The organism is uncultured Williamsia sp., assembly GCF_947494875.1.
GTDB lineage: Bacteria > Actinomycetota > Actinomycetes > Mycobacteriales > Mycobacteriaceae > Williamsia_A.
Genome location: NZ_CANLWM010000010.1, coordinates 150472 through 162554 on the forward strand (window position 1 = coordinate 150472; position 12083 = coordinate 162554).

The 12083-nt window shown below is 70.2% G+C and carries 6 protein-coding genes; 2 read left to right on the forward strand and 4 right to left on the reverse strand.

What is annotated here, in order from left to right; translation table 11 throughout:
- Positions 1-14: 14 nt before the first annotated feature.
- From Q1A98_RS21550 to Q1A98_RS21565, 4 genes are all read right to left on the reverse strand, one after another.
- Positions 15-3905, reverse strand: a complete 3891-nt coding sequence (locus Q1A98_RS21550; RefSeq protein WP_299577323.1) for a multifunctional oxoglutarate decarboxylase/oxoglutarate dehydrogenase thiamine pyrophosphate-binding subunit/dihydrolipoyllysine-residue succinyltransferase subunit — start codon at positions 3903-3905, stop codon at positions 15-17.
- Positions 3906-4152: 247 nt separating this feature from the next.
- A complete protein-coding gene (locus Q1A98_RS21555; protein WP_299577324.1) occupies positions 4153-7950 on the reverse strand; it encodes an ABC transporter ATP-binding protein in 3798 nt (1265 codons plus the stop codon).
- Positions 7947-8633, reverse strand: coding sequence for a hypothetical protein (locus tag Q1A98_RS21560; RefSeq protein ID WP_299577326.1), 687 nt, complete (start codon positions 8631-8633; stop codon positions 7947-7949). Before Q1A98_RS21560 ends, Q1A98_RS21555 begins: the two co-directional genes overlap by 4 nt.
- On the reverse strand, positions 8630-9724 hold the full coding sequence (locus Q1A98_RS21565; protein WP_299577328.1) for a glutathione S-transferase C-terminal domain-containing protein: 1095 nt from the start codon (positions 9722-9724) through the stop codon (positions 8630-8632). Before Q1A98_RS21565 ends, Q1A98_RS21560 begins: the two co-directional genes overlap by 4 nt.
- Before the next feature lie 112 nt (positions 9725-9836).
- Between Q1A98_RS21565 and Q1A98_RS21570 the strand changes: the two genes are divergently transcribed.
- Positions 9837-10514, forward strand: a complete 678-nt coding sequence (locus tag Q1A98_RS21570) for a PadR family transcriptional regulator (RefSeq protein WP_299577330.1) — start codon at positions 9837-9839, stop codon at positions 10512-10514.
- Positions 10514-12043 (forward strand): MFS transporter, encoded by a 1530-nt coding sequence (locus Q1A98_RS21575; protein WP_299577332.1) that lies wholly within the window; start codon positions 10514-10516, stop codon positions 12041-12043. The genes Q1A98_RS21570 and Q1A98_RS21575 overlap by 1 nt, the downstream gene beginning before the upstream one ends.
- Positions 12044-12083 lie beyond the last annotated feature (40 nt).

Below are 12083 nucleotides of genomic sequence, written 5' to 3' on the forward strand. Positions count from 1 at the left end.
CCTGGTGAGAACCGTCAGTCGAAGGCCTTGTCCAGGATCTCCTGCTGCTCGACGGCATGGACCTTGCTCGAGCCCGACGACGGCGCGGACATCGCGCGCCGCGACACCCGGGTGAAGCCGCTGCCGAAGTGCTCGGGCAGCTTCTCGGGGAGGTTCAGTCCGAGGAACGGCCACGGGCCCTGGTTGGCAGGTTCGTCCTGCACCCATCGCTTGTCGTCGGCGTTCGGGTACCGCTCCATGGTCTGCGCCAGACGGCGGTGCGGGATCGGGTAGAGCTGCTCGATCCGGACGATCGCGATGTCCTCGCGATTCTCCTTCTTCTTGCGCGCCGCGAGATCCCAGTACAACTTGCCGCTCACCAGCAGCACCCGGGTGACCTTCTCCGCCGCGGCGTCGTCGGTGACCGTGGGGTCGTCGATGATCGACAGGAACTTGCCGTCTGTGAAGTCCTCGACGGGGCTCGTGGCCGCCTTGTTGCGCAGCATCGACTTCGGTGTGAAGACGACCAGCGGGCGGCTGATCCCGTCGAGCACGTGGCGACGCAGCAGGTGGAAGTGGCTCGCCGGCGTCGACGGCTGGGCGACGGTCATCGACCCCTCGGCGCACAGCAGCAGGAAGCGCTCGATGCGTCCCGAGGTGTGGTCGGGACCCTGGCCCTCGTGACCGTGCGGCAACAGCAGCACGACGTCGGAGAGCTGTCCCCACTTGGCCTCACCCGACGAGATGAACTCGTCGATGATCGACTGTGCGCCGTTGACGAAGTCGCCGAACTGCGCCTCCCACACGACCATCGCGTCGGGGTTGCCGACCGAGTAGCCGTACTCGAAGCCGACGACGGCGAACTCCGACAGCGGCGAGTCGTAGGCGAGGAACCGGCCGCCGGCGTTCTCGCCCTCGGTCTGCACCACCTGGTTGAGCGGTGTGTACTCCTGGCCGGTCTTGCGGTCGATGATGACCGAGTGCCGCTGGGAGAACGTGCCGCGACGCGAGTCCTGGCCGGACAGTCGGACCGTGCGGCCCTCGTGGACCAACGACCCGAACGCCAGCAGTTCGCCGAACGCCCAGTCGATGCCGCCCTCGCGCGACATCTCCTGCCGGCGGGTGAGAACCGGCTTCACCCGCTGGTGCGGGGAGAAGCCCTCGGGCACCTCGGCGAACGCGTCACCGATGGCCTCGACGACCGACGCGTCGACACCGGTCATCAGCTTCTGGGGGAGCTGTTGGTCGGACTCGACCGACGGACTCGGGGCGGGCGTGAACTTCTCGAGTTCCTTGACCTCGTTGAACACCCGCTCCAGCTGGCCCTGGTAGTCGCGCAGGGCGTCCTCGGCCTCCTTGGTCGAGATGTCGCCGCGGCCGATGAGCGCCTCGGTGTAGCTCTTGCGGACCCCGCGCTTGGTGTCGATCACGTCGTACATGGCGGGCTGGGTCATCGACGGGTCGTCGCCCTCGTTGTGGCCACGGCGCCGGTAGCAGACGAGGTCGATGACGACGTCCTTGTGGAACGCCTGGCGGTAGTCGACGGCGAGCTTGGCGGCCCACACGCACGCCTCCGGGTCGTCGCCGTTCACGTGGAAGATCGGCGCACCGATCATCTTCGCGATGTCGGTGCAGTACTCGGTGGACCGCGAGTGCTCCGGCGCGGTGGTGAACCCGACCTGGTTGTTGACCACGATGTGCACGGTGCCGCCGGTGCGGTACCCGGGCAGCATCGCGAGGTTCAGGGTCTCGGCCACGACGCCCTGACCGGCGAACGCGGCGTCGCCGTGGAGCATCAGCGGCAGGACGGTGAACGCCTCGTCGGGACGCTCGAGCATGTCCTGCTTCGCGCGGACCAGTCCCTCGAGGACGGGGTTGACGGCCTCGAGGTGCGACGGGTTGGCGGTCAGCGAGACGTTGATCTCGTTGTCCCCGAACATCTGGTAGTACTTGCCCTCGGCGCCGAGGTGGTACTTCACGTCACCCGACCCGTGCGCCTGCGAGGGGTTCAGGTTGCCCTCGAACTCGGTGAAGATCTTCGAGTACGGCTTGCCGACGATGTTGGCCAGCACGTTGAGACGGCCACGGTGCGGCATGCCGATGACGACCTCGTCGAGACCGTGCTCGGCGCTCTGGTCGATGACGCCGTCCATCATCGGGATGACGGTCTCGGCGCCCTCGAGCGAGAAACGCTTCTGCCCGACGTACTTGGTCTGCAGGAAGGTCTCGAACGCCTCGGCCGCGTTCAGCTTGCTGAGGATGTACTTCTGTTCGCCCACAGGTGGTTTGGTGTGCTTGATCTCCACCCGCTCCTGCAGCCACTCCTGCTGCCCGGGCTCGAGGATGTGGGTGTACTCGACGCCGACGTGGCGGCAGTAGGCGTCCCGCAGCACCGAGAGGATGTCACGCAGCTTCATCCGGTCCTGGCCGTGGAATCCGCCGACGGTGAACTCGCGGTCGAGATCCCACAACGTCAGGTCGTAGGTCAGCACGTTGAGATCGGGATGGGCCGCGCGGGCGTCGGAGTCGATCATGAGCGGATCGATGTCGGCCATGAGGTGACCCCGGCTGCGGTACGCCGCGATCAGTTCGAGGACCCGCGCGTTCTTGTCGACCGACGGCGAGGCGATGTCCTTGCGCCACCGGATCGGCTCGTAGGGGATGTGGAACGCGGTGAAGATCTCGTCGTAGAACGCGTCGTCGAGCAGCAGGGTGTGGATGGTGCGCAGGAAGTCGCCCGACTCGGCACCCTGGATGATGCGGTGGTCGTACGTCGAGGTGAGGGTGATCAGCTTGCCGACACCCATCTCGGCGATGCGCTCGTCGCTGGCGCCCTGGAACTCGGCCGGGTACTCCATCGCGCCGGCGCCGATGATCGTGCCCTGACCCTTCATCAGGCGTGGCACCGAGTGCACGGTGCCGATGGTGCCGGGGTTGGTCAGCGAGATCGTGACGCCCGCGAAGTCGTCGGCGGTCAGCTTGCCGTCACGCGCACGCTTGACGATGTCCTCGTAGGCGGCGTGGAACTCGCCGAAACCCATGGTCTCGCAGTTCTTGATGGCGGCGACGACCAGCGAGCGGTTGCCGTCCTTGCCCTGCAGGTCGATCGCGAGACCGAGGTTGGTGTGCGCAGGGGTGATCGCGTTCGGCTTCCCGTCGACCTCGTCGAAATGACGGTTCATGTTCGGGAACGACTTGACCGCCTGCACGATCGCGTAGCCGAGGATGTGGGTGAACGAGATCTTGCCACCGCGGGTGCGGGCGAGATGGTTGTTGACCACGATCCGGTTGTCGATCATCAGCTTCGCCGGGATCGCACGGACACTGGTGGCCGTCGGGATCTGCAGCGACATGTTCATGTTCTTCGCGACCGCGGCCGCGGCGCCGCGCAGGACCTTCGACGTGTCCTCGGCGGGCGGGTCCTTCGGCGCCGGGGCGGACGCCGTCGGCTTGTCCGAACTCTTGCGCTCCGGCTTCGGCTCGGCCTTCTTCGCGGGGGCCTTGCCCTCCGACTTCGCCGGGGCACCCTTGGCGGGTGCGGCGTTCTCCGCCGTCGTGTCCTTTTTCTCGGACGACTTCTCGCGGATCGGGGTGGTGTCGTGGGGTGCGGTGCCGGTGGTCGGGGCGTCGGCGGCCGACGCGGCCGAACCGTCGCGGCTCTGGACCGCCTGACCCGACGCCGCCTTCGTCGCGGGTGCCTCGGTGACACTCGCCGGCGACGCGCCGTTGCTCGAGCCGTTCGACGTCGCCTTGTGCGTGCCGTTGCTCGCGGCGCCGTTGCCCGTCGGGGAGTCGGCGGGCGGGGTGTAGGACTCCAGGAAGTCGTGCCAGCTGCGGTCGACCGAATCGGGATCCTCACGGAATCGCTGGTACATCTCCTCGACCAGCCACTCGTTCTGTCCGAAGTCTGATACCGAACTGCTCACGGCAGATTCTCGCCTCAATTCCCTGATCGTCGCGTCGTGTCGGAGTGTTGTCGTGTCCGAACCGTGTCGGTGTCCCGAGGGTTGCCCGGGGGTACCGGCGTCGTGGTGCCCGGCACCGCGCGCGACGCAGGCGACCGGTGATCCGGCGGCGCATCGTCCGAGGTACCACGGCAAGGTTAGTCCCCGCTCACCTGCGATGCATACGGGCTCGGTGTTGTCGCCCACACCCGTCGCGAAGCGGGATGTCTCACCCCGCGTCGGCGGTCTCCGCGGTGGTCGGCCCCGTTGCCGATCCGGTGTCCCAGAGGACCCGATACCTGCCGTTCAACGCCAGGAGGTCCGCATGGGTTCCCAGTTCGACGATGCGTCCGTCGGCGACCACGGCGATCCGATCGGCGCGGGCCGCGGTGGCGAGGCGGTGGGCGACGATCACCGCGGTGCGCGACCGCGCGAGGCGACGGCCCGCGTCGAGCACACGCCGTTCGGTGGCCTGGTCCAGGGTGGCGGTCGCCTCGTCGAGGAGCAGCAGGTCGGGGTCGACGAGTTCCGCGCGGGCGAGCGCGATGAGCTGTCGCTGCCCGGCCGAGAGGCCCTGCCCGCGCTCGCCGACGCGGTGGGCCATTCCGCCGCGCATCCCCGCGATGACGTCGAGCGCCCCGACCGCCGCGGCGGCGGCCTCGATGCGTTCACGGGACGCGGTCGGGTCGCCGTAGGCGATGTTCGACGCGATGGTCCCGGTGAACAGGTGCGCTTCCTGCGGCACGACGCCCAGGCGTCGACGATGTGCACGCAGCGGCACCTCTCGGATGTCGCGGCCGTCGAGTCGGACCGACCCCTCGGTGGGGTCGTAGAACCGAGCCAGCAGCTTGACGATGGTCGACTTGCCCGCGCCGGTCTGGCCGACCAGCGCCAGCGACGACCCCGCGGGGATGTCGAGGTCCACACCGCGCAGGGCGTCGTCGGCGGCGCCGGAGTACCGGAACCGGACGGCGTCGAGTTCGGCGTGTCCCGACGGACCGGTGGTCGCGTGGGCCGCCGGCGTCGCCACGCTCGTGTCGGGATCGGACTCGAGGCTGCTCGGGGTCCGCAACAGGTCGCCGATGCGCCGCAGCCCGACCACGGCCTGCTGGTAGCCGTCGAACACCTGGCTGAGCTGCTGCACCGGGCTGAACAGCATCCCGAGGTACAGCACGAACGCGACGATGGTCCCCGGCTGTGTCTGACCGGACGCGACCTGCGACGCACCGATCCCGACCGCGACGGCGGTCGCCACGTCGGAGACGAGGGTGATGAACGGGAAGTACAGCGAGATCGCGCGCTGCGACACCATGCGCGCCGCGACGTACTGCCCGGCCAGGTCGCCGAACCGGGCGCGGGCGCGGCCGTCGTTGCGGTAGCTGGTGGTGGTGCGCAGTCCGGCGATGTTCTCCTGGAAGTCGGCGTTCACGGCGCTGACCAGTTCCCGCGACCGGGTGTAGGCGCGGGACGCGACGCGTTGGAAGACGACGGTCGCGACGGCCAGCGGGACCAGGGCGACGACGACGATCGCGCCGAGCGACGGGTCGGTCACGATGAGCGCCGCGGCGACCCCGACGATCGTGAGCAGCGCGATGACCGTGGTCGAGAGGCCCGTCTGCAGGAACGACGAAAGCGCGTCGATGTCGGTCGTCATCCGCGTCATGATTCGGCCGGACAGCTCGCGCTCGTAGTAGTCGAGGCCCAGGCGCTGCAGGTGGGCGTAGCTGCGCACCCGGAGTCGGAACAGGACGCGTTCGCCCGCGCGGGTGCTCGTGATGGTGGTGAGCGACAACGCGACCCAGCCGACCGCCACGGCGGCGAGGCCCGCGGCGGTGGTGGCCCACAGCGTCGAGAGCTGATCGCGCGTCGCGGCGTTCACGCCGAGTCGCGCCAGGGTCGGGAACGCCAGGCCCGTGGCGGTGTCGAGAGCGACCGCGACGATCGCGAGCAACAGCAGTCCGCGGACCGGTCGGAGCAACCCGCGCAGCGAGAACCGCGGGTCGGGGGCGCGGGCCTCGGACTCGTCGACCTGCGGATCCTCCTGCGCCGGGGGCAGCTCGGCGACCGCCTCGAGCAGGGCCGGGGTGGCGGGCATCGACCCGAGCGCACTGGACACACCGCCACCACCGCGTCGCCCCGCGCGGGGTGGGGTGGCGGGGCGGATCCGGTCACCGGTGTCGGGTGCCTCGTCGTCGGGCCACAGAGACGACCGGTCGGGGACGGCGACGGCGGGGAGCTCGTCGGGTGTCGCGGTCGCGCCTGTCGCCGGGTCGGACATGAGCGATCGGAACAGCGCCGACCGGGCGGCGACGTCGGCGGGCGGTCCGGACTCGACGACGCGCCCGCCGTCGAGCACGACGACCCGGTCGGCGGGGGCGAGCGTCGACCGCCGGTGGGCGATCAGCACGAGGGTGCGGCCTGGGGTGTCCCGCAGCTCGGCGAGGATCGCCGCCTCCGTGGTCGCGTCCACGGCCGAGGTCGCGTCGTCGAGGACGAGGATCGGCGGGTCGACGAAGAACGCGCGGGCGAGGGCGATCCGCTGCCGCTGACCGCCGGAGAGCGTCAGTCCCCGTTCGCCGACCACGGTGTCGTAGCCGTCGGGCAGTGCCGAGATGAAGTCGTGGGCGGCGGCACGGCGGGCGGCCCGTTCCACGCGTGCCCGGACCGCCGCCGCGTCGAGCCCGTCGGCCGCGGGTCCGAGGGCGATGTTGGCCGCGATCGAGTCGGAGTAGAGGAACGGGTCGTCGAAGACGATGCCGATGCGGGACCGGATGCTCTCGAGGTCGGCGTCGGCCACGTCGAGTCCGACGCCCGTCGACGAATCGACGAGGTGCACCGTCCCGCGCCGGGCGGGCGCGAGACCGGCGAGCACGGCGGCCAGCGTCGACTTCCCGGAACCTGGCGGCCCGACGACCGCCACCGCCTCACCGGGTGAGACGGTGAGGTCGAGACCGCGGAAGAGCGACGTGCCATCGGGGAGGTCGACATCGACGTCGGAGACCCGGATGCCGACCGCCCCGGGCGGCGCGGCGGCGACACCGGTGCCCGGATCGGACAGGTACCGGGGGTCGGTCGGGTGGTCGATGACGTCGTAGACACGTTCCACCGCCGCACGCGCCAGCTGCGCCGACACGACGAGGTTGGTGAGCAACCGCGCCAGCCCGGTCATCGTCGTCACATAGGTGGCGAACGCCAGGAACGTCCCGACCGTGATGTCACCGCGGGCGGTGAGAATCCCTCCGAGGGCGACGATCGCGACCAGGGCGAGCTGGGGGATCGCGTTCATCGTCGGGGAGAAGCGGGCGTTGATCCGGGCTGCCCGCATGCGCTGCGAGAACAGTCGACGGCCGTGGTCGGCGAGTTCGTCGACCGACCGGTCCTCCTGCCCGAAGCCCTTCACCACCCGGACGCCGGTCACGGTCTCCTCGACGTGCTGCGCGACGTCGGCCGCGGTCTGCTGCGCAGACCACGTCGCGGCGAACAACGACCGCCGCGTCCGGAACGCCACCACCGCGACGAGGGGGATGACGAGCAGCGCGACCAGGGTGAGCAGGGGCGACAGGTAGGCCATCACCACGAACGCCAGCACCACCTGCACGACCGCGCCGAGGGACAGCGGCACCATCGCCAAGAGGCCCTGGACCAGCTGCAGGTCCGAGATCGACCGCGACACCACCTGTCCGGTGACGATGCGGTCGACCGACGGGCCGTCGAGCCGCAGCAGCGTGGACAGGATCGAGGTACGCAGGACGTTCTGGACCGTCAGCGACAGACGCCCGGCCGTCAGCCGACGGAAGAACTGCGCGATGAACCGCACGACGCCGAGCACGACGAGCGCGGCGCCGAGGGTCGCGATCGAGAAGCCGTGCGACGCACTGCCGGTCGCGGTGTCGATCGCCGCCTTGGTGACCAGGGGGACCGAGAGGTCGATCGCGACGCCGATCGCGGTGACGGCGAGCGTGATCGACAGCAGTGCACGGTGCCGCGCGCACTCGGCGGCCAGCCGTGCGATCCAGCCGCGGGTCACCGATCGTGCGCGGTGATCGCCGGCGTCGCGTCGGGCCAGGTGGTGGGCGGGGGACCGAACGACGTGCGGGCGTTGGCGACGATGCGTCGACCCAGCGCACGGTTGCCGACACCGCCGACCGCGGCACCGATCCCGGCCGGGAGCATCTTGCCCACCATCAGCGGGGCGCGGCGGGCCGCGTACTTCTTCACCACCCGCTTCAGCAGCGTCTTGTTGAGGCTGCGCAGAGCGGGTCCGTTGAGTGCGCCGCCGGCCACCCGCCCGAGGGGGTTGTGACGCGAGCCCAGCTCCTTGGCCAGAGCGGTGAGTCCCTCCTCGCCGAGCACGACGGCGAGGACCAGGGTGCGTCGCCGTTCGGCGTCCTCCACCGGGATGCCGTGCACCTCGGCGACGGCGAGCGCGAGCAGCGCCGACGCCTCGACGAAGAACGCGGACTCACCGCCGATCGCCGCGATGGAGGCGAGCGTCCCGACGCCCGGCACCGCGGCCGTCGCGCCGACGGCACCGCCCGACGACATCACGGTCGTCAGATACCGCTTCTCGAGGCGCTCGATGATCTGTGTGGGTGACTCGTCGGGGTGGGCCGACCGCAGACGGCGGACGTAGGCCGCGACGGCCGGCGCCTGCAGGCGCTGGGCACGGTCGATGACACCGACGATCGCTCCGCCGCGGTCGCCGCTCACCGCGGAGCCCAGTCCTGCAGGGCGACGGTCTCCTCCGGACGCGGCGGTGGCGGGGGAGTGCCCTCGCCGAAGGGGCGGCCGCCGAGCTGCTCTCGGTGGTGCGGGGTGTGCCAGCCGCGCAGGTCCGGCCCCAGCGGCACGATCCCGGTCGGGTTGATGTCGGAGTGGACCACGTAGTAGTGCCGCTTGATCTGCGTGAAGTCGACCGTGTCGCCGAAACCCGGTGTCTGGAACAGATCTCGGGCGTACGCCCACAGCACCGGCATCTCGCTGAGCTTCATCCGGTTGCACTTGAAGTGGCCGTGGTAGACGGGGTCGAAGCGGACGAGCGTGGTGAACAGCCGGACGTCGGCCTCGGTGATGGTGTCGCCCACCAGGTATCGCTGTCCGCGCAGCCGCTCGGCGATCACGTCGAGGTGGTCGAAGAGGCGTGCGTACGCGCGCTCGTACGACTGCTGGCTGCCGGCGAAACCACAGCGGTAGACGCCGTTGTTGATCTCGCTGAAGACGCCCGCGTTGACCTCGTCGATCTCCGCGCGCAGGTGCTCGGGGTAGAGCTGCGGTGCGCCGTCGCGGTGATGCTCGGTCCACTCGAGCGACATGTCGATCGTCATCTGCGGGAAGTTGTTGGTCACCACCTCTCCCGACGGGACGTCGACCATGGCCGGGACGGTGATGCCCTTGCTGTAGTCGGGGAACCGGGCGAGGTACGCGTCCTTGATCCGGGGGATCTTCAACACCGGGTCGACGCCGCCGGGGTCGAGGTCGAAGGTCCACGAGTCGGGGTCGTGCGTGGGACCGCACAACCCCATCGAGATGGCGTCCTCCAGACCCAGCAGCCGCCGCACGATGATCGCGCGGTTCGCCCAGGGGCAGGCGCGCGCCACGACGAGTCGATACCGACCGGGCTCGACGGGGTAGCCGTCCCTGCCGTCGCGGGTGATGCGGGTCTCGATGTAGTTGGTGTCGCGGACGAAGTCCGTCCCCGGGTTGACGTAGGTGCCCGGCGTCGACCAGGTCTCGTTCTCGCCGCCGCCGTCGTCGTCTGTGTTCTCCGCCGGTGACCCGGTCGCTGATACGTCTGCACTCATCGAAGCCAGATTAGCCCGCACCCGGCGGGGGCCGGTCGAGTTGCGAGTCGGTGACCCTGATGCGAATATTCCGCACGGAACATGTGCGGTCGGGTGGGTGCGGAGGTGGACGGTGACGGCAGGACGACGTCGGGACGACAGGTCCCCCCTCACCCCGCTCGCGGTGTTGGTGCTGTGCGCCCTGGACGAGCGGCCGATGCACCCCTACGAGATGCTGCAGGTGTTCGACGCCCGCAGGGATGACCGCTTCGCCACCATCGCGCCGGGCACGCTGTACCGCACCGTCACGCGGCTCGAGGAGCGCGGACTCGTGCGTGTGGACGACGTGTCCCGCGACGGCAACCGTCCGGAGCGCACCGTCTACGCCGTGACAGCGGAGGGCGACGCCCGCGCGCGCGAGCACATCGCGTCCCTGCTGGCGGTGCCGTCGGTGGAGTACAGCGACCTGCACCTGGCCCTCGCCGAGGCCCACGAGCTGCCACGTGAGCAGGTGGTCGACCTGCTCGACAACCGGATCGCGCACATGCGCGCCGACCTCGAGCGGTGGGAGACCGCCCGCGAGCAGGCGCTCGCCCGCGGTGTGCCCGAGATGTACCTGCTGGACCTCGGGTGCCGCTGCGCGACGCTGCGGGCGCAGATCGAGCACCTCGCCGCGCTCCGCGGCCGGGTGGCCGACGGATCGCTCGCCTGGAAGTCCGACCCGGACCACGCCGACTGCCCCCTCACCGCAGAGGACTTCCCCCCACCGACACCGAGCCCGACCGATCACCCCGTTCAGGAGTACGTGTGATGACCGCACCCAGGCCGTTCACCCCCGTCACGACCCGACCGTGGGCCGCTCTCATGGCACTGTGCGTCGGGTTCTTCATGATCCTCGTCGACATGACCATCGTCGCGGTGGCACAGCCCGACATCCAGGAGAAGCTGCGCACCGACTTCAACGGGGTCATCTGGGTCACCAGTGCCTACCTGCTGACGTACGCGGTCCCGCTGCTCATCACCGGTCGTCTGGGTGACCGTTTCGGCCCGAAGCTGATGTACCAGGCCGGGCTGGTGGTGTTCACCGGCGCGAGCGTGTGGTGCGGTCTGTCCGGGTCGATCGGCGAGCTGATCGCCGCACGCGCGCTGCAGGGTCTGGGCGCCGCGCTCATCACGCCGCAGACGATGTCGCTGATCACACGGATGTTCCCCGCCGAACGGCGCGGCGCGGCGATGGGCGTCTGGGGCACGGTCGCCGGCGTCGCCACCCTCGTCGGTCCGCTGGCCGGTGGCATCCTCGTCGACGGACTCGGCTGGCAATGGATCTTCTTCGTCAACGTCCCCGTCGGGGTGGTCGGCCTCGCCCTGGCGTGGTGGCTCGTCCCGACCGTCGACACCACGGGCCGCGACTTCGACATCATCGGCGTGCTCCTGAGCGCGATCGGCCTGGGCGCGCTGGTGTTCGCGATCCAGGACGGCGAGAAGTACGACTGGGCCGCCTGGATCTGGATCCTCGCCGCCGCCGGCGTCGCCATCCTGGGCGTGTTCGTGTGGTGGCAGTCGAAGGTGCGCGGGCAGCCGCTGGTCCCGCTGTCGCTGTTCCGTGACCGCAACTTCTCGCTGGCCAACGTCGGGATCGCGACCATGGGTTTCGCGACCGCGGGCCTGATGGTCCCGATGATGTTCTTCCTGCAGCTCGTGGGCGGGATGTCGCCCACCCGGTCGGCGCTGGTGCTGGTGCCGATGGCGGTGCTCACGGGCATTCTGGCGCCGGTGGTCGGCCGCCTCGTCGACACGATGCACCCGCGGTGGATCATCGGCGGCGCGCTGCTGCTCAACGCGATCGCCGTCGCGCTGCTCGGCTACCTCGCGCAGCCGCAGACACCGGTGTGGCAACTGCTGATCCCGGTGTGCCTCATGGGCATCGCGAGCGCTGGCATCTGGGCGCCGCTCGCCGCCACCGCGAACCGGAACCTGCCTATGGCCCAGGCCGGTGCGGGTGCCGGTGTGTACAACACGCTGCGCGTGGTCGGATCGGTGCTCGGCAGCGCCGCGGTCGGCGCGCTCCTGCAGACCCGCCTCGCCGCGGAGTTCCCGGGGGTGTCCGTGTCGACCGGGTCGACGGGAACGCTCCCCGCGGTCGCCAAGCCCGGTTTCGCCGACGCGATGGGTCAGTCGATCTACCTCCCCGCCGCCGTCCTGCTGCTCGGCGTGATCGCCGCGGCCTGCTTCGCCCGGCCCCGGCACATGACCCGCGCGGTCACACCGTCCGCGCCCGCGGACCCCACGGCCCGGACCGCCGTACCCGCGCAGGTGGCCGACCCGGCCCCGACCGTCTGACGGACGTCGGTACAGAGCCCGTCCGTCGTGGCGATTGACC

Excerpts from the sequence above, each read along its gene's own strand:
- Q1A98_RS21575 (WP_299577332.1), top strand. The coding sequence starts at position 10,514 with ATGACCGCACCCAGGCCGTTCACCCCCGTCACGACCCGACCGTGGGCC.
- Q1A98_RS21565 (WP_299577328.1), bottom strand. The coding sequence starts at position 9,724 with ATGAGTGCAGACGTATCAGCGACCGGGTCACCGGCGGAGAACACAGAC.